The following is a 20,739-nucleotide window of genomic DNA, read 5'->3' as shown; positions in this document are numbered from 1 at the left end:
CATGGCTCAAACTGGAACGTCGAAGACAGCCGAAGGCAGGCAGCACGAGCCCGTCGGCAAGAGTGTTTCGGAGGTGCGCCGCACCTCGCGTCTGCGCCGCCACGCACGTCTGCGCAAGAAGGTGTCCGGTACGGACGGGCGGCCGCGCCTGGTCGTCAACCGTTCGGCCCGCCACATCCACGTGCAGCTGGTCAACGATCTCACCGGCACCACTCTGGCAGCGGCCTCGTCCATCGAGCCCGATGTGCAGGCAGTGGAGGGCGACAAGAAGGCACGCAGTGCTCGGGTCGGTCAGCTGATCGCCGAGCGTGCGAAGGCTGCCGGCGTGGACACCGTGGTATTCGACCGCGGTGGCTACACCTACGGTGGCCGGATTGCCGCACTCGCCGACGCCGCCCGCGAGAACGGGCTGGTGTTCTGATGTTCGGACTTAACGAGATTTTTGAAGAAGGGACAGCATGATGGCGCAGCGCAATTCTGGCGCTCCCGACAATGCGGGCGGCGCCAACGAGGGTCGCGATGGCGGCCGTGGACGTCGTGACAACCGCGACGACCGTCGTGGTGGGCGTGACAACGCCGAGAAGAGCAACTACCTGGAGCGCGTTGTCACCATCAACCGCGTCTCCAAGGTCGTCAAGGGTGGTCGCCGGTTCAGCTTTACCGCACTGGTGATCGTCGGCGACGGCAACGGTCTGGTCGGCGTCGGCTACGGCAAGGCCAAGGAAGTTCCGGCTGCCATCGCCAAGGGTGTGGACGAGGCTCGCAAGAACTTCTTCCGCGTTCCGCTCATCGGCGGCACCATCGTCCACCCGGTTCAGGGCGAGGACTCCGCCGGCGTCGTCATGCTGCGTCCGGCCTCGGCCGGTACCGGTGTGATCGCCGGTGGCGCTGCTCGCGCGGTGCTGGAATGCGCGGGCGTGCACGACATCCTGGCCAAGTCGCTGGGTAGCGACAACGCCATCAACGTGGTCCATGCAACCGTCGCGGCGCTCAAGCAGCTGCAGCGCCCCGAAGAGGTTGCGGCCCGCCGCGGTCTGCCCATCGAAGATGTGGCACCGGCCGGCATGCTCCGGGCACGTGCAGAGTTCGCAGCTGCGGCAGCACAGGGAGGCAGCCATGGCTGATCTGTTGATCACCCAGGTGCGCAGCACCATCGGATCCCGGTGGAAGCAGCGCGAATCGTTGAAGACACTGGGCCTGCGCAAGATTCGCCAGACCGTTGTCCGCGAGGACAACGCGCAGACCCGCGGCCTGCTCCAGGTGGTTCGCCACCTGGTCACCGTCGAGGACGTGAAGTAAATGACCATCAAATTGCATCATCTGCGCCCGGCCCCGGGCTCCAAGACCGAGCGCACCCGCGTCGGTCGTGGTGAGGGGTCCAAGGGTAAGACCGCGGGTCGCGGTACCAAGGGCACCAAGGCACGCAAGAACGTGCCGGTGACCTTCGAGGGTGGGCAGATGCCCATCCACATGCGGCTCCCGAAGCTCAAGGGCTTCAAGAACCGCTTCCGCACCGAGTACCAGGTGGTGAACGTGGCCGACATCGAGCGGCTGTTCCCCGAGGGTGGCGACGTCACCATCGAGGCCCTGGTCGCCAAGGGTGCGGTACGCAAGAACGAGCTGGTGAAGGTGCTCGGCAACGGCGACCTCAAGGTCAAGGTGTCGGTCACTGCCAACAAGTTCAGCGATGCGGCCCGCGAGAAGATCACCGCCGCAGGCGGATCGGTCAGCGAGGCCTAGTAACTGTTTTCTGCGAAAGGGCGTCCACCTTCGGGTGGGCGCCCTTTCTGTTTCGCCGAGTGTGAACCGAGGGCCGCAATTCGGCAGATTTTCCGCCATGGATTCACACTCGGTGTCAGATCAGCTGGGGGATGACCTCGGCGGCAAGGCGTTCCATCTGCTCGCGATCGGCCGCGACGTCATCGCCGACGGGATTGAGCAGGATCATCTCGGCGCCGGCGTCGGCCACTTCACGCAAACCGGCGGCAACCTCATCGGGAGTGCCCCAGACGGGCACGGCGTCAATGCCCTTCATCTCGCCGTAGATCCGGCGCAGCCCTGCCTGTACGCGCGTGTGGGCGAGGCCCCGGTCGTCGTCGACCATCAGATAAACGCGCTTGCCGATCGGAAAGCCGGCCGCGTTCTTCCCCTGACTCTGCAGGGCACTGTGAAGCAGCGTGACCTCCCCGGCGAAGGCGGCCGTGGTGGAGGATCCCGCGCCGAGGAACGCATCGCCATGGCGTACCGCTCGGGCAAGCGCAGCGGGCGCGTGGCCACCGAACCAGATGGGCGGATGTGGACGCTGCACAGGCTTGGGCTGGATCGCCAGATCATCGACGTTCCGGAAGCGGCCACGAAAGCTGATGCGCTCGTGGTCCGACCACGCCAGTTTCATCAGATCGAGTCCCTCGGTGAAGCTTGCGATGAAGGTCGCCTTGTCCACGCCGAATGCCGCGAAGTTGCGGAAACCTCCGCCCGGAGCGACTCCGATATCCAGACGGCCGTGGCTGAGACGGTCCACCGCGGTGACGGCGGAGGCCAGCTGTAGCGGATCATGCTGTGAGGCAACGAGCACCGCGACGCCGAGACGCAAGCGCGTGGTACATGCCGCCGCGTATGCCAGTAGCTCCAGTGGGGCAATGATCGGTGAAGATCCGATGGTCTGTTCCAGAGTCCAGCCGCCCTCGAAGCCGAGCTCTTCGGCACGTCTCAGATAGGAGCGGACGCCTTCGGCATCGAAGCTACCGGTGTCGAACTGTGGAATGGAGATCGAGAACCGCATCCCACCACGGTACGTCCGGCTAGCGTTTCCGGTAGAGGTCGGCGACCCAGGCTTGCTTGCAGAATCGATCCTGTGCGGACGGCGGGTCGATGCCCGCCTCCGTCAAGGCCAGGTTTCTTTGCGCGATCCTGCCAGGCGGATCATCATCGAAATTGAATGAGCACAATGTATTTCCGTTGGTGTACCAGCTGCGGGCGGGATCCGGTGGGTCGGGCCAGTCCGCAGCCCGCACGAAGAGGGAGCCGACGTCCACCACCTTGTCATTGACGAATCGGTAGAGGGAAACCCTTCCCGATCCAGCACCGGTACTGGCGTAGAAGGCGGTGAAGTGTTCATCGGTAGTCCGGAAATCCGGATAGCCGACTACCTGTCCCGCCGAAGAGAACTTCCCCGAATCCCTGTTGGCCCGCCACACATCCAGGACATCGCCGTCGGAGCCCACAGAGTGCACCACCACCAACTCATCGCGGCCGTCGCGATCCAAGTCGGCGAGAAGCGGCGGAGTTCGTTCCGGTTTGTCGACGGGAACGGTAAAGGTCTGCCGCTCAGCCCCATTGGGCTCGTAGACCTTGACGGTGACGGGGGGAGTGCCCAGCACCTCGAACGTCAGCTTCGCCGAATCCTTGGATCGCAACACACAGTCCAGGGCGGGATCTGGATCTGGTTCGATTGCTTGTGGCTTGATCGATGAGCACATCGGTAGCGCGTCCAGGTGGCTGGGCGCCGAGCTGGCCGGGGTTTCGGCGCGGTGAATACCCCCGTGTGTGCATGCCGTGAGGGTCGTCCCCATGACGAAAAGTGCAGTGGCACCCCACTTCTTCATGTGTGCCTCACCGTGCGCCCTGCCGGTACAACGTCGCTACCCAGGGCTGCAGACAGAAATGCTCCTCGGCCGTCGCCGGGTCGACACCGGCGGCCCGCAGCGCGTCCATCCGCGCACCGAGTGCTCCTGGCGGATCATCGGAGGTGTTCATCGCGCATTTGACGTTGGCATTGAGGCGCCACTTCGGATCGAGTGGTTTGTTGTCGACACGCCTTTCGGTGTCCAACAGTGCCAGCACCGCCAGCTTGTTGTCGACGAACCGGAACAGCGCCGCTACGCCGGCGTCGGCGCCGTTGCGCGAGAAGATTCCGATGAATCGATCGGAGGTCATCCAGAACCGCGGGACCCCGAAAATCGTTCCGGTCATGTCGAATTGATCGGAGTTCGGGCGCGAGCGCCACACGTCCATGAGGTCCCCGGCAGGGTCTCCGGTCGCTGTGACCACTAACAGCTCTTCGTGCTTGTCCTGATCCAAATCCTGCAGAAAGGGGAGACGCTGCTGAAAGATCGGATGGGGTACGCGAATGGACTGCGACTGTGCGCCATTGCCGTTGAACACACGGACGGTCCCGGCTGGGGTGCCCAGCACTTCGAAGACGACACCGCTGCCGTCCGAGGTACGGATCGTGCAGTCGAGTGCCGGATCCGCTTGCGGATTCCCGGGCTGGGTCGGGGCGGTGTCGCAGGTGGGAAGTGCGGCCAATCGCCCGGCGTTCTGGTCGGGGGGTGGCGGGGCGTGCTTGGCGTTCGCGATGGTGGTGGCCATGAGCTGATCCAGCAGGCCGGGGTCTACCTGGTCGGTGCCTTCGACCTCGAACACGACAGAACGCACCCTGGCAAGCAGAATGCGCTGTCCCTGCACTCCTGACGGCTGCTTATTGGCCGATGCGTCATCCAGGTCGGTGCTGGTGCTGGTGTACACGTAGGTTTGCACGCCGTCGACGTTCGGGCCAGCTGCGAACGTGTCGGTGACATGCCGATCACGCACCTCGGGATTGGCGAAGGTCGGGAAGGCCTTGTCGTACTGGCCGCATTTCTTGATCCAGGTGCTGGTCAACGCGAACACGTCGGCGTCTTCGCGTTCACGATTCACCGTGACGATGATGTGGTTACCGTCCGGGTCCGCCTCATGGAATGTCGACGCTGCGTAGTACAGGTTCCAGTCCGCGCCGTCGGTTGCCCTCGAAAAGGACTTGCCGAAGGGCGTGTACAGGCATTCGGGTAGGCGAGTTTCACCATCGGTTTGGCCGTGCATGCCCAGCCCCGACCCGTCGTCAGCGGCGATATCGGGCGGGCGGGTCACTCCTTGTGCGGGGAAGTCAGCCTCCACCGGCAGCAGACTGGCCAGTTCGGCATTGTTCCGAGCACCCAGATCGGTGTGGTTGGGATGGAATTTGCCGCGGTATTCGGGAAACAAACCTGGGTAGCTGCGGGTGGGTGCTGCCGCTGTCGATGACGTCGATGGTGACGGTGTGAGTTCGCGTGTCCCGGATGTGTCGATACACCCGGACACCCCCGGTGCCACGGTCACTGCGAGTAGCGCAGCGACCTGGGCCAATACCTTTTTGGCTGTCGTCTTTTGTGCACGTGTCATCGTTGCCCCTCCACCAGCGAATGGATTCGACCCTACGCGCCGAGCAGTACGGCAGCACGGATTTGTGGCCGGGAGCATTGCCACTTTCGTCGGTACGCTCAAGGCATGTTCGCTTTCACCACGCCCACGGACGTCCACGATCTGCTGGCCAAGGTCGACACCGCGCGTCACCGGGGTGTGCCACGGGACTGCATCCTGGAGCTCGATTTACTCGAGGTCCCGCCGGAAACTGTCAGCTTCGACCCGCTGGGTCTCGTGTTCTCCGGGGCGAGTAGGCCGCTGTCACTGCGGCACACCATCGCAGCCATCCACCGGGCGATTGACGATCCGCGGGTGGCCGGTCTCATTGCCCGTGTGCAGATCCCGCCCGCCGCCGCGGGAGCTGTCCAAGAGCTGCGGGCTGCCATCGAGGCCTTCAGCGCGGTTAAGCCGAGCCTGGCGTGGGCCGAGACCTACCCGGGCACCCTCGCCTACTACTTGGCATCGGCCTTCGGTGAAGTATGGATGCAGCCCTCCGGCACGGTGGGACTCATTGGATTCGCGGCCAACGGGACCTTCCTGCGCGGCGCGCTCGACAAGGCCGGGGTAGAGGCGCAATTCCTCACTCGCGGTCAATATAAGTCGGCGGCAAACCTTTTCACGGAGGACGGCTACACCGAGGCGCAACGGGAAGCCGACGGGCGGCTGCTGGAGAGCCTGTCCGAGCAGGTTCGCGATGGCGTTGCCACAGCACGCAAGCTCGAACCGGCCGATGTGGACGCCCTGGCAGACCGGGCGCCGCTGCGGCGCACCGAGGCGGTGACTGCCGGATTGGTAGATCGCATCGGATATCGGGACGAGGCGTATGCGCGCATCGGTGAAGTGACCGGCGTACAGGCCGATAAGGAGCCTCCGCTGCTGTATCTGGCGCGCTATGCCCGGGCCACCCGGCCACAGGTGCCGAGCCTGCCCGCTTTGCCCGGCCGTCCGACGCGGCGGACCATCGGCGTGGTCACCCTGACGGGACCGATCGTGAGTGGCCGCAGCGGGCCCCGGCTCTTTCCGCCGGGGCCGGCCAGCGGAGGAGACGTGATCGCCGAGGCGCTGCGCGATGCCGTCGCCGACGATTCGGTGGTCGCCATCGTGTTGCGTGTGGACAGCCCCGGCGGTTCGGTCAACGGTTCGGAAACCATTTGGCGAGAGGTGATCCGGGCGCGCGAGGCGGGTAAGCCGGTGGTGGCGTCCATGGGTGCCGTCGCCGGATCGGGTGGCTACTACGTCGCCATGGGTGCGGATGCGATCGTCGCCAATCCGGGAACCATCACCGGGTCCATCGGCGTGATCACCGGAAAGTTCATCACCCGGGGACTCAAGGAGAAGCTTGGTGTCGCGTCGGCCACGCTGCGCACCAATGCAAACGCCGATGCCTGGTCGAGTAATGAGCCGTTCACCGACGAGCAACGCGATCTCGTCGAGGCCGAGATCGACATGCATTACGACGATTTCGTTCAGCGGGTCGCCGACGGGCGAAACCTCACCGTCGATGCCGTGAAAGCCGTTGCACAGGGCAGGATCTGGTCGGGCAGGGATGCGCAGGAGCACGGTCTCGTCGACGAGCTTGGCGGGTTCCGCCACGCGGTGGACAAGGCCAAGGAGCTGGCGGGCATAGATGCCGACGAGGACGTTCGGATTGCGAGCTTCCCGAGCTCACCGCTGACCTCGATGCTGCGGCAGCGCGCGTCGTCGCAGCCCGCTGCCGCGGCCGTGACCGATGCGGTGCTGGGGCGGGCGGCGCAGCTCGCGCTGGAGACGGTGCAGCGCGCCCAGCGCTCGATCGGCAGCGCCCAGACCATGATGACGGGCGACTATCGCTTCTAGCCGCGCGGCACCAGCATGTTTCGCTGGAGCCGGGGCTGACACCGACTAACGTGTCGGGTGCAGCTGCCGGCGAAAGGGCGTGGCGTGAACACCGAACTGACTGTATTTCAGAAACGTGTGCTCGCCATCCTTACCGGCGTGGGCATCGCCGTCGGCATCTATTTTCTGCGCGGCTATTTCATCCTGATCGTCGTCGCGGCGGTCGCCGCGTACCTGTTCACGCCGCTGTATCGGCGCCTGGGCCGGCGATTCGGATCGGGCGTGGCTGCCACGCTGACGTTGCTGTGCGCGCTGGGATCGGTGGTGGTTCCGGTCGGTGCACTGGTTTACGTTGCGACGGTTCAGATCACCCGCATGGTCGACAGTGTCTCGAACTGGGTGGGAGAGACCGATATGACCACGCTCGGGCAGAAGGCGTTCGCTGTGGTCAACGACGTCTTGGCGCGGATCCCGTTCGTGCATGTCCAGTTGACCCCGGAGACCTTGCGGCAGTCCATCGCTTCGTTGGCTGAGAATGTGGGACAAGAGCTGCTGCAGGTGTTGCAGAGCGCCGTGGGCAGCGTTGCCGCGGCCGTCGCGGCGTGCATCATCTTCCTGTACGTGTTCGTCTCACTACTGGTCAAACAGGACAAGGTGCTCACCCTGGTGCGGCAGCTCAACCCGCTGGGGGAAGAGATTACGGACCTGTATCTCGACAAGATCGGCGCAATGGTGCGCGGTACGGTCAAGGGACAGTTCGTGATTGCCATGGCGCAGGGTGTCGCGGGCGCCGCGTCGATCTACGTCGCAGGCTTCCGGCAGGGTTTCCTCTTCTTCGCCATACTGCTGACCGCGTTGTCGATCATCCCGCTCGGGGGCGGCATCGTGACGATTCCGTTCGGTATCGGCATGATCCTGTTCGGCCACCCCGTCGGTGGACTGTTCGTCATCGCGTGGCACCTCCTGGTGGTGTCCAATATCGACAATGTGCTGCGCCCCTTCCTCGTACCGCGCGGCGCACGCCTGGACCCCGCGTTGATGCTCCTGGCGGTCTTCTCGGGGATTGCGGCGTTTGGGTTCTGGGGAATCGTGCTGGGCCCGGTGTTGATGATCGTCATCGTGACCACGATCGACGTGTATCTCGCTGTTTATAAAGGGGTTCCGTTTGAGGACTCCGATACCGACGAGCCCGAGGCGCCGAGGCGGACCTGGTGGAAATGGGCACGTTCGCGCGTGGTGAGCTAGCCCAGCGTCGCGTCGACGTACACGATGTTGGGGAATATCGTGCGCAGCAACGGGTTCGCTGGCTCCAGGTTTAGCCTGGCGTAGAGTGCGTCGTTCTCTTCGGTGACCACCGACCAGCCGTGTTCGGCCAGCCAGTCCGCGGCCATTTGGCGCTCTTCGGCGTAGACGAGCGACTCCATGTCCAAATCCAGTGTCTCTCCGGCGAATTGACGGGTGAGTTCGCGTACTTTGGAAAAGTCGGCGGTCTCCAGGCCGGGCACCTGCTCACATACGAGGCGGCTGCCCGGTGCGCTGAGCTCGGTGACCGACGCAAACAACCGATCCTGTGCTTCCGGGGGCAGATAGATCAGTAGCCCCTCGGCGGACCACACCGTCGGTTGTCCTGGGTCGAAACCCGCGGCTTTCAAGGCGGTTGGCCAGTCATCGCGCAAGTCGATCGCGACGGTCCGCCGGTCGGCACTCGGCGAGGCCCCCAGCCCGGCCAGGGTGTCGGTCTTGAACGCGATCACATCCGGCTGGTCGAGCTCGTACACGGTGGTGCCGGCCGGCCAATTCAGGCGGTAGGCCCGGGTGTCCAGCCCCGACGCGAGGATGACGACCTGGCGCACTCCCGCAGCAGTGGCGGCCTCGAACGCGGTGTCGTAGTACCAGGTGCGGCTTGCCATCCCGTTGGCCATGCCGTCGGCAGTCATGCCCAGCTGCACCAGACCGGCCATCTGTTCGGCGTCGAAATCACCCGAGGCCAGTTTGGTGAAGTACTCGATGCCGACAGCACGCACCAGCGGCTCTGCGTAGGGATCGTTGATCAAGGCATTGGGAACATGGCTGGCCAACGCACGCTGTGCGGCCACCATCGTCGCCGTCGCTCCGACGCTTGAGGCCAAATCCCAGCTGTCGTCATCGGTCCGCGTCATCGAGGCTCCTTGTAGAGGTTGTCGGGGTGCCCCGACCATAGTGCGCCGCGGTCCGCGATTGCGCACCCCCGGGCCTGTGGCCTGCATAGATTCAGTGGCGCGCGATACGGATCAAGCTGTTTGATATTCCTGAACTACCCCCGCGGGGCCACCATCGCGAGACAGGCGAGAGCCGATATTTGTCCGCGCCGCAGCCCACCGATATCGCGCAACGGCGAGAACACATTTGGCTGCGGACAGCGTATATCCGGGCTCAACAAACAGGAAATGCCGATGAACGCTCGGTGACCGTCCCCGAATCACGGACGCGCGGTGGTAATTTCGGCCGGTGAAGGCGCTGACGTGGATTGCTGCTGTCGTTTTGTCCGTCGCGGCCTGGACCGTGAGCGCCCCCGTTACGCAGGCGGCACCCGGATGCCGCCAGCTGGACGCCGCGTTGCCCTGGTACGGCGATGTCAGGGAGCGGCTGCAGACCGCGATCGACGCCCACAGCACATGCACCGGCACCTGGAAGCGCTCGACCAAGGCGGTCGCGCTTTTCGACTGGGACAACACCGAGGTCAAGAACGACATCTCCGATGCGACCCTGGCGTGGATGCTGCGGCACAACAAGATCCGCCAGCCCGGCGACTGGCACGCCACCAGCCGACACATCACCGAGGTGGCGGCCACCGCGCTGCGTGAGGCGTGTGGCACCGCAACCCCCGCCGGGCAGCCGCTGGCCACCTCGACCAACGCGGCATGCGCAGACGAGATCCTGGCGGTGAGAGAAGGCAAGACCCGCGGTGCAGATTCCGGGGAACAAGAAGCGTTCGCCGGATACAACCAGCGCTGGAGCAACGGCGCCTACGTGTGGACGGTCGCGCTGACCGCCGGCTACACCGCCGACGAGGTCACTCAATTCGCACAGGCGGCCAAGCGCGAGAACCTGGACGCACCGATCGGAGCCACCCAGACCATCGGCACCACCACTCTGCCGGGATATGTGCGGGTCTACCCACAGATCAAGGACCTCATTGCCACCCTGCAGGCCCACGGTGTCAGCACCTGGGTGATCTCGGCATCCTCGGAGGCGGTGGCCAAGGTGTGGTCACCGGAAATCGGAATCCCGACAAACCAGGTAATCGGGGTGCGCAGCGTCTACGACGCCAACGGAAGGCAGACTGCGCACGTCAAGGGTTGCGGCGGACAGCCCGACGGTGCCGACACCGTCATCACCTACGTCGACGGTAAACGCTGCTGGGCCAACCAGGTGGTCTTCGGCGTGCAGGGACCCGCCGCGTTCGAGCCCTATGACATCGACAAACGGCAGATTCTCGCGGCCGGGGACTCGACCACCGACGTCACCTTTGTCGACGACGCCACCGCCGCGCACCTCGTCATCAATCGGAACAAGACGGAGCTCATGTGCCGGGCCTATGACAACGCCGACGGCAAATGGTTGATCACCCCGATGTTCATCGATCCCTATCCGCAGCATCTTGACCCGTACCTGTGCGCAACCGACGGCCGGACCGACCCGGACGGCAGCACGGGGCCGCTGCTGCGCTCCGATGGCACCGTCATCCCCGACCAGAAGGACACCGTCTTCTCCACGGGTATGTAGCGAACTGTTAGTCTCGTATCCGGCCCGGGCGTGCCCTGACGGCCGCCGAAACGGTTACCCAACGCTGGGATCACCAGCTGATTCATCTAGCAGATCACATGGCGAGCTGCAGGATGCGCAGGAGGATGTGTGCTTTCCGCTTTTGTCTCTGCTCTCAGGACAGCTGACCTGAGGCGGAAGATCCTCTTCACGATCGGGATCGTCTTCATTTATCGGCTTGGTGCGACGCTGCCGTCTCCCGGGGTGAACTACGCCAACGTGAAGTACTGCGTGGAGCAGGTCAGCAGTGGCGATTCGGCGCAGCTCTACTCGCTGATCAACCTGTTCTCGGGTGGCGCGCTGCTACAGCTGTCAGTTTTCGCGGTCGGCGTCATGCCGTACATCACCGCCAGCATCATCGTTCAGCTGCTCACGGTGGTTATTCCCCGGTTCGAGCAGCTGCGCAAGGAAGGCCAGTCGGGCCAGGCCAAGATGACGCAGTACACCCGCTACCTGTCGGTCGCGCTGGCACTGCTGCAGTCCACCTCGATCGTTGCGCTCGGCGCCAGCGGAAATCTGCTGCAGGGCTGTGACCGCAAGGACGAGATTGTCTCGGACCAGTCGATCTTCTCGCTGAGCGTGATGGTTCTGGTCATGACCGCCGGATCCACCTTGGTGATGTGGCTCGGTGAAATGGTCACCGAACGCGGAGTCGGCAACGGCATGTCGCTGCTGATCTTCGCCGGTATCGCGGCGCGGATTCCCGCAGAGGGCAAGACCATCCTCGACAGCCGTGGCGGTGTCACCTTCGCCGCGGTATGTGTGGCGGCGCTGCTCATCGTGATCGGTGTCGTGTTCGTCGAACAGGGCCAGCGCCGCATACCCGTCCAGTACGCCAAGCGCATGGTGGGCCGGCGCATGTATGGCGGCACCTCCACCTACTTGCCGCTGAAGGTCAACCAGGCCGGTGTTATCCCGGTCATTTTCGCCTCATCGCTGTTGTACATCCCGGGTCTCGTTACGCAGCTCGTGCGCAGCGGCGGCAAGGACAAGACCGGCTGGTGGGATCGATTTGTCAGCACGTACCTGACCGACCCCAGCAACTACTGGTACGTCACGATCTACTTCACGCTCATCGTGTTCTTCACGTTCTTCTACGTGTCGATCACCTTCAACCCCGACGAGCGCGCCGACGAGATGAACAAGTTCGGTGGCTTCATTCCCGGTATCCGTCCCGGACGCGCCACCGCCGACTACCTGCGTTACGTGCTCAACCGCATCACGTGGCCAGGCTCGATTTACCTGGGTGTCATTGCGATCTTGCCGAACCTGTTCCTGCAGATCGGGAACTCCGGCGGTATGCAGAACCTGCCATTCGGCGGAACTGCGGTGCTGATCATGATCGGCGTCGGCCTCGATACTGTGAAGCAGATCGAAAGCCAGTTGATGCAGCGTAACTACGAAGGGTTCCTGAAGTGAGAGTGGTGTTACTCGGCCCGCCAGGGGCAGGCAAAGGTACGCAGGCGCAACTGATTTCGGAGAAGTTCGGCATTCCGCAGATCTCCACGGGCGACCTGTTCCGGTCGAACATCAGTGAGGGCACCGAGCTGGGAATCCAGGCCAAGCAGTACCTGGACGCCGGCGATCTGGTGCCCAGCGAGGTGACCAACAAGATGGTGGAGGCGCGCCTCGACGAGGCCGACGCCGCGGACGGTTTCATTCTCGACGGATTCCCGCGCACCGTGGACCAGGCGGATGCGCTGGCCTCGATGGAAGAGGCGCGCGGAGTCAAGATCGACGCCGTGCTGGAGTTCCGGGTGCCGGTAGAAGAGCTCGTGCAGCGACTGCTGGGCCGTGGGCGCGCCGACGACACCGAGGACATCATTCGTAATCGGCTCAACGTGTACCGCGCCGAGACCGCGCCGCTGCTGGAGTACTACCAGAGCGTGCTGCAGACCATCGATGCCGTGGGCACGGTGGACGAAGTGTTTGCGCGGACATCGCAGGCTCTGGGCCGGTAGTAGGCGTGGGGCTGTTCGGCCGCAAGAAGACGGTGGAGCAGCGCACCACCGGGGAGCTCGATGCCATGGCTGCCGCCGGCTCCATCGTGGGCGCCGCTCTGGTCGCCGTGCGTGACGCCGCGAAGGCCGGTGTCTCGACGCTGGAATTGGACCAGGTCGCCGAGGCCGTGATCCGGGATGCCGGCGCGGTGCCGTCGTTCCTGGGCTACCACGGTTTCCCGGGCTCCATCTGCTCCTCGGTCAATGATCAAGTGGTCCACGGAATACCTTCGGCGACAGCTATTTTGGCCGAGGGGGACCTGGTTTCCATTGACTGCGGTGCGATCCTGGACGGTTGGCACGGAGACTCCGCGTGGACATTTGCGGTGGGCACCGTCATTCCTGTTGATGACGCGCTGTCGGAAGCCACTCGGCTGTCCATGGAGGCGGGTATCGCGGCGATGATCCCGGGGAACCGGCTCACCGATGTGTCCCACGCCATCGAGCTGGGCACCCGGGCGGCGGAGAAGCAGTTCGACCGGACCTTCGGAATTGTGGACGGCTATGGCGGCCATGGCATCGGGCGCTCGATGCATCTGGACCCGTTCCTGCCCAACGAGGGAGCACCCGGCAAGGGGCCGCTTCTCGGGGTGGGGTCGGTGCTTGCCATCGAACCGATGCTTACGCTGGGTACCACTCAGACCCGGGTGCTTGCCGATGATTGGACCGTTGTGACTACCGACGGATCCCGAGCCGCGCATTGGGAGCATACGGTGGCCGTCACCGAGGACGGCCCCCGCATTCTGACGCTGCGCCCGTAGGCTAAACGCCTATTTGCCCCTGATCGATTGGGTGCGATCGGTGGCGAAGACGGCCACGCAGGCGATCGCATGATCACCTTTCGCCCACGAACGTTTGGTGGGGTAGAGGTAGGTAATCTCGACCCCGTCATCCTCGAATGCTCTGGGGGAGTAGCTTTCCAGCGCGGTGCTGCAGCCCTCATTGCCCTTTTCGTCCAGCTCGGACTGTGTGGGCACCGAGGCTCCGTACAGCGGTAGCAGTGCGTAGACCTCTGCCTTATGCGGCTGTGCACACGGGATGGCCTTGGTGGTCGTGTAGTAGTCCTTGTCGCCGATATCGGCAACGCAGTCACCGACGCGCAACTTGGTGACGTCCATATCGCCGGACTGCGTGAGGTGGCCGGATTCGTCGCGTTTTGGTTGGTTACTGACGCCCACCGCGATGACGACAATCGACGCGACGACCCACAGGGAGCCGAGCACTATGCCCGCGATGGCCATTCCGCGGCCGTTCTGACCGGTTCGTTTGATCTGGTTCAGGCCCAGGAAGCCGAAGATGATGCCCAGGATTCCGCCCAGGCAGGGAACGATGCCGAAGATCAGTGCCGTAATGGCGAATCCGTTGGTGCTCCGTGCGCTTTCGACGGGCGGATAGGCGCCGGCTGCGGGATAGCCGTAGGGCGCAGCTGGGTATCCCGGAGGTGGGGGCGGGTATCCCGCGGGGCCAGCCTGGGGATACGCCGGGTACGGCTCGGCACCCGCGGGTCCGGCCGGCGGAACGGGTGGATATCCGCCTGTCGGCGGCGGCCCGACCGGTGGGTATCCGGGGCCCGTCGGCGCCGGGTACGGCGGAAACTCCGGCGGCCCGGGATCCGAGGGCGGCGGCCCGGAAGGCGGTTGCGTCATGTAGGGACCTTAGCAAACACGTGGTGGTGTGGGTAGATTCGCTGATCAGCCGGAGAGGCCTTCCAGAAAAGCTTGAACTTCGCTAGCGACGGGGAGCAGGCCGGAGTCCCTGGCATCGAGCAATGATGGTGCAGCACCATCTTTTTCGGAAACAACCAGTGGCAACTCGGTGCCGTCGGACCGCCTGGTCGGCCAGTGGATCCCGACGGTGGAATCCAGCGGATCGATGCCATGTTCGCGTCCCGGGGCGTATCCAGCAGAGCACAGGTAGACCACCGTCGAGGCATCCTCGAGTGCCAGGAAACCGTGGCCAACCCCCTCGGGCACGTACACGGCACGGCGGTCTTGAGGATCGAGAAGTACTGCGTCCCAAGCGCCGAACGTTGCCGACCCCACGCGGATGTCGACCACGACGTCGTACACCGATCCGGTCAGGCAGGTGACGTACTTGGCTTGTCCGGGTGGCACATCGGCGAAGTGTATCCCGCGCAGTGACCCGGCCGCCGATACCGAGCAATTGGCCTGCTGCAGGTCGAACGGGTGGCCAATGGCCTCGGCAAGCGCTGAGCCCTTGAACAGTTCGAGGAAGACGCCCCGGCTGTCGTGATGCTGCACCGGGGTGATCTCGAAGGCGCCGGGCACAGACAGTTCTCGGATCTGCACGTCACTGCCCCCTGCTTGCATACTGTGATTCCACCGCATCCTTGATGGGGCGCCACCAATCCTCGTTGTCCCGATACCAGTCGATAGTGGCCGCCAGGCCGCCGGTGAAATCGCCATGTGTTGGCTTCCAACCCAATTCATCGCGCAGCGGTGTCGGATCGATGGCATAGCGCAGGTCATGGCCGGCGCGATCGGTGACATGGTCGAAGTCGTCGGGCGATTTACCCATCAGTTCGAGAATGGTGCGCAGCACCGACAGGTTGTCTCGTTCTCCATCTGCCCCAATGAGATACGTACGTCCGATGGTGCCTGCCTCGATGATGCGCCATACCGCGCTGTTGTGGTCGTCGACGTGAATCCAGTCCCGGACATTGGCGCCGGCTCCGTAGAGGCGTGGCCGGCGGTCCGTGAGGATATTGGTGATCTGACGCGGAATGAACTTCTCCACATGCTGATAGGGCCCGTAGTTGTTGGAGCAGTTGGAGATCGTCGCACGGATTCCGAACGATCGCATCCACGCGCGTACCAGCAGATCCGCTGAGGCCTTGGTCGCCGAGTACGGGCTCGACGGGTTGTACGGGGTGCTCTCGGTGAACCGATTCGGGTCATCGAGTTCGAGATCGCCGAATACCTCGTCGGTGGAAATGTGGTGCAGCCGGACGCCGTGGCGGCGCACCGCCTCCAGCAGCGTGTAGGTACCAATGATGTTGCTGCGCAAGAACGGTGACGGGTCGGCCAGGGAGTTGTCGTTGTGCGTTTCCGCGGCGAAATGGACCACCACATCAGTGCTGGCGACCAGCCGGTCCACCGTCTCGGCATCGCAGATATCGGCCTGTACCAGCTCGACCGACGCCGCGACCGGGGCCAACGATTCGCGGGTGCCGGCGTAGGTCAGCGCGTCAAGGACCGTCACCGAGACGTCGGGGCGCTCGTGGACGGTCGCGTGTACGAAGTTGGCTCCGATGAAACCGGCGCCGCCGGTCACCAAGATTCGCATGCACTCACCCTAGTAGGGGATTACCGAAGCGCGTCCGCCAATGAGGTCAACGTGTCGACCAGCCCCTTGTCGCCCAGGACTTGGATGAGCACCTGGTCCGCACCGGCGTCAAGGTGTTCGTGCAAACGCACCGCGATTTCCTCGGCGGTTCCGTGCGCCACCACGGCATCGATGAATGCGTCACTTCCCGGAGATGTGACGTCCTCGTCACTGAAACCGAGTCTCTTCCAGTTGTTTACGTAGTTGCTCAACTGGAGATAAAAGTCCACGGTGCGCCGGCCGATCTCACGTGCACTCTCCGGGTCGGTGCTGAGCACCACCTTGTGCTCGGGAACGAGCAGGGCGTCTGGACCGATGATCGCTCGAGCCTCTCGGGTGTGTTCAGGTGTCGTCAAATACGGGTGCGCGCCGGCGGTGCGGTCCGCGGACAGCTTCAACACCTTGGGCCCCAACGCGGCCAGCGCCCGACGTTCCTTGGGGACGCCCGCGGCATCCAACCCGTCCAAGTATTCGACAAGGGCGTCGTACGGCTTGCGGTATTCGGCCGATGCCTCGGGATGGCCGGCACCCACCCCGAGCAGGAATCGCCCGGGATAACTCGCCTCGATGCGATGGAACGCAGCGGCGATCTCGTCGACGGGGGAGGTCCAGATGTTGACGATGCCGCTCGCAACCGTGAGGTTCTCTGTCGCCTCGAGCAGCGGCTCTACATATGCGAGATCCGAGGTGAATACGCCGCCGATCCACACCGAGCCGTAGCCGAGATCCTCGATGGCCTTGGCCTGCTCCGGTGTGACCGGGCCGCCCTTCCATATTCCATACCGGCTGAGGTTCGTTTCGCCCATGTCGCGTCCCAACTTCGCAGGAGGTGTCGCTATTCCTCCGCAGATCCTTCCGGATACACCGCAGGGGCGGGGGCGGGGGACGAGGATTCCTTGGCCTGCGGCGCGCGGTTCAGGAGCTCGGCCACGTCGATGCCTGAAATCTTAAGGCTTTCAACCACTTTCGCTACTGCCTGCGGGCTTACCCCTAAAAGCGTGCCCAACGCGTCCCGGGTATCGCCGGAGCCGCCGATGATGGACAGCCTTTCGATCTCCCCGATCGGTTTTGATGCGGCTTCGGTTGCCTGTACCACCGACGCCAGGATGTCCGGCAGTGTGAGCAGTCGGGCGGCCTCCGGCGTGTAGGCGTTGAGTGCCGCGGCGACTTCCTTCTTGCCGTCGGCCTCGGCCAGCAGCTTGGCCTTGATGCCGTCCGCCTCGGCGATCAATTTCGCCTTGGCGCCGTCGGCCGCAGCCTGCTGCTCTACGCGGAATGCGTCGGCGGCGGCCTTGCGGGCGTCAGCTTCCGCGGAGCCCTTCTGCCGTTCCGCCTCGGCATCGGCCTGCGCCTTCAGGATCGTGGACTGTCGACTGCCCTCCGCGATCGCGATATCGGCCTGACGGCGTGCTTCGGCCGGGGCGATGACATCGGCCTGCAACGCGGCCTGAGCCTGCTCGGTGCGCCGCAACTCCACCTCGGTGCGGGCTTGCACGCGCGCGGCCTCCGCCTGCTCGCGGGCGATTCCCACGTCCTTCTCGGCCCGTGCCTGCGCCAACGGGCCCGCCTGATCTGCCTGGGCGTTCTCGGCTTCGGTCTGTGCGCGCAGCCGTGCCAGCTCCACGTCGCGCTTCTGGTTGGCGGAGGCGATCGCGGTATCGGCCTCGGCCTGTGCGATGGAGCCGGCCTGCCGGGCCTGCGCCGACTGAATCTGCGCGTCCCGCTCGGCCTGGGCCGTGCCGACCGTTGCATCGCGCCGGACCTCGGCGATACGACGCTGCCCCAGCGACTCCAGATATCCGTTGCGGTCAGAGATGCCCGCGATCTTGAGAACGTCGACCTCCATACCGATGCGGGCGAGGTCGCCGCCCGCTTCCTCCACCACGCTGCGCGCCAGCGAATCACGGTTCGAGTTCAGGTCCTCGACGGTCATCGTTGCGGTGATGCCGCGCAGGCTGCCCGCCAGGATCTCATTGATCTGCCGCTGCAATTCGCTCAGATCCGCGGTCAGGAAGCGTTGGACGGCGGTCTGCACGGCCTCGTCGTTCGAGCCGATGCGGACCAGTCCTACGGCCTCGACATTGACCGGAACGCCATTGTTGGACAACGCGTTCTGCAGGTTGATGTTTACGTTGAACGGTTCGAGCGACATGATGTCCACCCGCTCGATGCCGGGCATCTTGAAACGGGCGCCGCCGCGCACCACCTTCGGCTGACCGCGCCCGGTGAACACGGCGACCTCGTTCGGCGGCACTTTGACGTAGTTGCGCACGTAGACCAGTGGCAGTGCCACGAAGAGCACCAGGGCCGCGATGGCGATGATGACGATGATGAGAAGCGAGCTCATGCGGGGTCCTTATTGGTGTGAAGTTGGTGTGAAAGTGGGTGAACTAGCGGTGTGAACGGGAAGTGCATCAGAGAGTTGCCTCGGGAATGCTGACTACGTGCAGGTATTCGGAATCCACGTCAGCGATGTAGACCGCGGTGTTCTTGGCCAGCCCCTCGGGCTCATCGGTGATCGCCCGCGAACGCACCCGGTTACCGTCCGCGTCGGTGAATGCGATCTCGCCCCAGCCGCCTTCCGGGGGCACCTCCAGGGTCACCGTGCCGAGCCTGCCGACATAGGACGCACGACCCGCGTGTGAGTTCGCCTGCTGGCGTCGCAGATACGTCAGAAAAAGTTGCAGGATCGACACCAGCGCAACAGCGCACACACCCGCGATGACTGCTGTCGGCAGCGCTGCGAAGCCCAGGGCGGAGCCGACGAATCCGCCGGCGCCGGCTCCGGTCAGCGCGGCAGAAATCGAGGTCAGGCTAAGAAATGGCATCCCGTCGCCGTGGCCGATATCGGTGAGCAGCAGCGCCGAGAGCACCGCTATTCCGCCGACCGCGAAGGCCGCTAGATACCCGATCGTCAGACCGTCCACTGGACCCCCTCCCCGTTGTCCCCGTTGCTGCTGGCGATGTTCGCCACTACCGACATAGGTACCATGAATCGATCGTGCTGGCTACGGTCTGCCTGGTTGGCTGGCCGGGTTCAGCACGCGCCCGATTGGTCCTGCGCGGTACCGTCATGAGGTGCCTCACCTAGCGGCAGTATCCGCGGATGCGCGTCGGGACATTACCGACGACGCCGTGGTCATCGTCGGCGGCGGTCCTGTCGGGTTGCTCGCTGCCACACTGCTGGCGCGTCGGGGAATTCGCGTGGTGGTGCTGGAGGCCGCCGGTTCGAAGGAACGCCAGCGGCACCGGAACTGCGCGACGTTTGTCGGGCACTCGACATTGCGGCGATACGACCGGGTGGCACCCGAACTGGGCGCGCGGCTGCGCAAATCGGCGCTTGCCGTCCATGGCGTCCAAACCTTCTACCAGGGCCGTCCGGTCTTCGTCATGTCCTCGTACGCCCCGTCGCGAATTCCTGGTCCATGGAACCCCGCGGCATGGGGAATGAGCTTGTCGCAGCGCAGTATCGAGGACGAGACACTTGCCGAGGCGCTGAATCTCGGCGTGGAGTATCACTCCGGGATCGCCGTCACCGACATCAGCACCGACCACACCGGCGCGCGGCTCACCCTCTCCAGCGGTGACCGGCTGCGCGCGAGCTACGTCATCGCCGCCGACGGCTCCAAGTCGGCCATTCGCCAGGCGCTGGGCATCGGTGTGTCGGAACGCCCACCGTCGCCGCCTGCTGTGGTGATCGACGTCGAACCGCACCCGGACGGTGTCACTGTCGATCTGCCCGTACAGATCCAGTACCACCACCCCGATCTCGGCGGGCGCCACGCCATCCGCTTGCCCTACCCGGACGGTCTGCGTCTTGATATCCAGTTCCTGCCCGACGACGAGGCGACACCGACGACCGACCAGGTGCACTCCTGGGTAACGGTGCTTACCGGTGACGCCTGGTATGCCGACCACATCAGGTCGGTCGAGGTGCATCAGACCGTTCAGGGAGTAGCTGCGAGCTACACCGATGTCAATCGCCGGGTGCTGCTCGCGGGCGAGGCCGCGCATCAGTTCGCGCCGCTGGGTGGACGCAGCCTCAACTCGGGCGTGGCCGACGCCTCCGCGGCCGCCGAGGCCATCGCGGAGGCGCTGGGCGAGTCGAGTGATCTCGCCGCCGCCTGGTTGGCGATCAACCGCAGTGCTCGTGAGCGGCGGCGGTCGGGAGTGCGTAACCGGATGCTGTCCGTGCGGGCGCAGCGAGTTCTCGACGGTTCGGACGTATCGATGCGGGCCAGACGCACGATGGCCGCCAAATCCGCGCCGCATATCTGGATCGCGGGTGCCTGGCTGACGGCGGGTCTGGTGCGACCCACGGCGATTCCGCATATCAGCAGGTCGGGAGTCACCTGGTCCTGAGGCGCCCGGGGGAGTGGCGGCCCTCTTCGCCGGTTTGGTTTGGGGGCGCTACGCGGGTATCCTTGACCAACGGTGCGGCTTACGTGCCGACTATCTGCGTGCCCAGTCCTGGACTTTCCTGTTACCGGCTCACGTTCGAGGGTCGGTAAAGTTTGCCGTGTCATGCCGGCGACAGCCGGAGCAGGCAATCAGA

Annotated in this window: 21 protein-coding genes; 11 read left to right on the top strand and 10 right to left on the bottom strand. The window is 64.6% G+C overall.

What is annotated here, in order from left to right:
- Window position 1 precedes the first annotated feature (1 nt).
- The 4 genes from rplR to rplO are packed head-to-tail and all read left to right on the top strand — an operon-like array spanning window position 2 to window position 1,740.
- Entirely contained in the window at window positions 2-421 is a 420-nt protein-coding gene (gene rplR, locus AC5Y5C_RS12865; protein WP_499972604.1) for a 50S ribosomal protein L18, read from the top strand.
- Window positions 422-458: 37 nt separating this feature from the next.
- A complete protein-coding gene (gene rpsE, locus AC5Y5C_RS12860) occupies window positions 459-1,124 on the top strand; it encodes a 30S ribosomal protein S5 (RefSeq protein WP_030096715.1) in 666 nt (221 codons plus the stop codon).
- Window positions 1,117-1,299, top strand: a complete 183-nt coding sequence (gene rpmD, locus AC5Y5C_RS12855) for a 50S ribosomal protein L30 (protein WP_078297698.1) — start codon at window positions 1,117-1,119, stop codon at window positions 1,297-1,299. The genes rpsE and rpmD overlap by 8 nt, the downstream gene beginning before the upstream one ends.
- Window positions 1,300-1,740 (top strand): 50S ribosomal protein L15, encoded by a 441-nt coding sequence (gene rplO, locus AC5Y5C_RS12850; protein WP_499972600.1) that lies wholly within the window; start codon window positions 1,300-1,302, stop codon window positions 1,738-1,740. It begins immediately after the preceding gene.
- Window positions 1,741-1,855: 115 nt separating this feature from the next.
- Here the strand turns inward: rplO and AC5Y5C_RS12845 are convergent, their stop codons facing one another.
- Genes AC5Y5C_RS12845 through AC5Y5C_RS12835 form a run of 3 tightly spaced genes read right to left on the bottom strand, consistent with a single transcriptional unit; the run spans window position 1,856 to window position 5,199 of the window.
- Window positions 1,856-2,782, bottom strand: coding sequence for an LLM class flavin-dependent oxidoreductase (locus tag AC5Y5C_RS12845; RefSeq protein ID WP_499972598.1), 927 nt, complete (start codon window positions 2,780-2,782; stop codon window positions 1,856-1,858).
- 19 nt (window positions 2,783-2,801) lie between these two features.
- The gene (locus AC5Y5C_RS12840) at window positions 2,802-3,605 is read right to left on the bottom strand and encodes a hypothetical protein (protein WP_499972597.1); all 804 of its coding nucleotides are present in this window, start codon (window positions 3,603-3,605) and stop codon (window positions 2,802-2,804) included.
- Window positions 3,606-3,612: 7 nt separating this feature from the next.
- A complete protein-coding gene (locus tag AC5Y5C_RS12835; RefSeq protein WP_499972595.1) occupies window positions 3,613-5,199 on the bottom strand; it encodes a sensor domain-containing protein in 1,587 nt (528 codons plus the stop codon).
- A gap of 105 nt (window positions 5,200-5,304) precedes the next feature.
- Here AC5Y5C_RS12835 and sppA point away from each other — a divergent pair, with 105 nt between their 5' ends.
- A complete protein-coding gene (gene sppA / locus AC5Y5C_RS12830; protein ID WP_499972594.1) occupies window positions 5,305-7,056 on the top strand; it encodes a signal peptide peptidase SppA in 1,752 nt (583 codons plus the stop codon).
- An 84-nt stretch (window positions 7,057-7,140) separates the two neighbouring features.
- Window positions 7,141-8,280, top strand: a complete 1,140-nt coding sequence (locus AC5Y5C_RS12825; protein ID WP_499972593.1) for an AI-2E family transporter — start codon at window positions 7,141-7,143, stop codon at window positions 8,278-8,280.
- Here AC5Y5C_RS12825 and AC5Y5C_RS12820 read toward each other — a convergent pair.
- On the bottom strand, window positions 8,277-9,194 hold the full coding sequence (locus AC5Y5C_RS12820; RefSeq protein WP_499972591.1) for a class I SAM-dependent methyltransferase: 918 nt from the start codon (window positions 9,192-9,194) through the stop codon (window positions 8,277-8,279). The two genes, AC5Y5C_RS12825 and AC5Y5C_RS12820, sit on opposite strands and share 4 nt — an antisense overlap.
- A gap of 328 nt (window positions 9,195-9,522) precedes the next feature.
- On the opposite strand from AC5Y5C_RS12820, the gene AC5Y5C_RS12815 reads away from it, so the two are divergent.
- From AC5Y5C_RS12815 to map, 4 genes are all read left to right on the top strand, one after another.
- Complete coding sequence (locus AC5Y5C_RS12815) at window positions 9,523-10,800, top strand: HAD family hydrolase (RefSeq protein ID WP_499972589.1); 1,278 nt, start codon at window positions 9,523-9,525, stop codon at window positions 10,798-10,800.
- A gap of 129 nt (window positions 10,801-10,929) precedes the next feature.
- Entirely contained in the window at window positions 10,930-12,258 is a 1,329-nt protein-coding gene (gene secY / locus AC5Y5C_RS12810; RefSeq protein WP_499972588.1) for a preprotein translocase subunit SecY, read from the top strand.
- Complete coding sequence (locus AC5Y5C_RS12805) at window positions 12,255-12,800, top strand: adenylate kinase (protein WP_499972586.1); 546 nt, start codon at window positions 12,255-12,257, stop codon at window positions 12,798-12,800. Before secY ends, AC5Y5C_RS12805 begins: the two co-directional genes overlap by 4 nt.
- A 5-nt stretch (window positions 12,801-12,805) precedes the next feature.
- Complete coding sequence (map, locus tag AC5Y5C_RS12800; protein ID WP_499972585.1) at window positions 12,806-13,600, top strand: type I methionyl aminopeptidase; 795 nt, start codon at window positions 12,806-12,808, stop codon at window positions 13,598-13,600.
- A gap of 9 nt (window positions 13,601-13,609) precedes the next feature.
- On the opposite strand, the gene AC5Y5C_RS12795 is transcribed toward map, so the two are convergent.
- The 6 genes from AC5Y5C_RS12795 to AC5Y5C_RS12770 all read right to left on the bottom strand — a co-directional run bounded on the left by AC5Y5C_RS12795 (window position 13,610) and on the right by AC5Y5C_RS12770 (window position 19,111).
- On the bottom strand, window positions 13,610-14,485 hold the full coding sequence (locus AC5Y5C_RS12795) for a DUF4190 domain-containing protein (protein WP_499972584.1): 876 nt from the start codon (window positions 14,483-14,485) through the stop codon (window positions 13,610-13,612).
- A 45-nt stretch (window positions 14,486-14,530) separates the two neighbouring features.
- Entirely contained in the window at window positions 14,531-15,148 is a 618-nt protein-coding gene (locus AC5Y5C_RS12790; RefSeq protein ID WP_499973191.1) for a dTDP-4-dehydrorhamnose 3,5-epimerase family protein, read from the bottom strand.
- 1 nt (window position 15,149) lies between these two features.
- A complete protein-coding gene (gene rfbB / locus AC5Y5C_RS12785; protein WP_499972582.1) occupies window positions 15,150-16,145 on the bottom strand; it encodes a dTDP-glucose 4,6-dehydratase in 996 nt (331 codons plus the stop codon).
- A 20-nt stretch (window positions 16,146-16,165) separates the two neighbouring features.
- On the bottom strand, window positions 16,166-16,990 hold the full coding sequence (locus AC5Y5C_RS12780; protein ID WP_499972580.1) for an LLM class F420-dependent oxidoreductase: 825 nt from the start codon (window positions 16,988-16,990) through the stop codon (window positions 16,166-16,168).
- Between the two features lie 29 nt (window positions 16,991-17,019).
- Window positions 17,020-18,531 carry a flotillin family protein gene (locus AC5Y5C_RS12775; RefSeq protein WP_499972578.1) on the bottom strand — a complete coding sequence of 504 codons (1,512 nt, stop codon included), beginning with the start codon at window positions 18,529-18,531 and terminating at the stop codon, window positions 17,020-17,022.
- A gap of 67 nt (window positions 18,532-18,598) precedes the next feature.
- On the bottom strand, window positions 18,599-19,111 hold the full coding sequence (locus tag AC5Y5C_RS12770; protein WP_499972577.1) for an NfeD family protein: 513 nt from the start codon (window positions 19,109-19,111) through the stop codon (window positions 18,599-18,601).
- A gap of 151 nt (window positions 19,112-19,262) precedes the next feature.
- On the opposite strand from AC5Y5C_RS12770, the gene AC5Y5C_RS12765 reads away from it, so the two are divergent.
- Window positions 19,263-20,546, top strand: a complete 1,284-nt coding sequence (locus AC5Y5C_RS12765) for an FAD-dependent oxidoreductase (RefSeq protein ID WP_499972575.1) — start codon at window positions 19,263-19,265, stop codon at window positions 20,544-20,546.
- Window positions 20,547-20,739 lie beyond the last annotated feature (193 nt).

The organism is Mycobacterium sp. NGS15 (genome assembly GCF_059813245.1).
The sequence above is the reverse complement of the archived record's forward strand: the minus strand, read 5'-3'. Positions and strand labels throughout refer to the sequence as shown.

Coding starts and splice junctions, on each gene's coding strand:
- rpmD (WP_078297698.1), top strand. CDS start 1,117: ATGGCTGATCTGTTGATCACCCAGGTGCGCAGCACCATCGGATCCCGG.
- AC5Y5C_RS12835 (WP_499972595.1), bottom strand. CDS start 5,199: ATGACACGTGCACAAAAGACGACAGCCAAAAAGGTATTGGCCCAGGTC.
- rfbB (WP_499972582.1), bottom strand. CDS start 16,145: ATGCGAATCTTGGTGACCGGCGGCGCCGGTTTCATCGGAGCCAACTTC.
- rplR (WP_499972604.1), top strand. CDS start 2: ATGGCTCAAACTGGAACGTCGAAGACAGCCGAAGGCAGGCAGCACGAG.
- rpsE (WP_030096715.1), top strand. CDS start 459: ATGATGGCGCAGCGCAATTCTGGCGCTCCCGACAATGCGGGCGGCGCC.
- sppA (WP_499972594.1), top strand. CDS start 5,305: ATGTTCGCTTTCACCACGCCCACGGACGTCCACGATCTGCTGGCCAAG.
- AC5Y5C_RS12820 (WP_499972591.1), bottom strand. CDS start 9,194: ATGACGCGGACCGATGACGACAGCTGGGATTTGGCCTCAAGCGTCGGA.
- AC5Y5C_RS12775 (WP_499972578.1), bottom strand. CDS start 18,531: ATGAGCTCGCTTCTCATCATCGTCATCATCGCCATCGCGGCCCTGGTG.
- AC5Y5C_RS12840 (WP_499972597.1), bottom strand. CDS start 3,605: ATGAAGAAGTGGGGTGCCACTGCACTTTTCGTCATGGGGACGACCCTC.
- AC5Y5C_RS12845 (WP_499972598.1), bottom strand. CDS start 2,782: ATGCGGTTCTCGATCTCCATTCCACAGTTCGACACCGGTAGCTTCGAT.
- rplO (WP_499972600.1), top strand. CDS start 1,300: ATGACCATCAAATTGCATCATCTGCGCCCGGCCCCGGGCTCCAAGACC.
- AC5Y5C_RS12780 (WP_499972580.1), bottom strand. CDS start 16,990: ATGGGCGAAACGAACCTCAGCCGGTATGGAATATGGAAGGGCGGCCCG.
- AC5Y5C_RS12795 (WP_499972584.1), bottom strand. CDS start 14,485: ATGACGCAACCGCCTTCCGGGCCGCCGCCCTCGGATCCCGGGCCGCCG.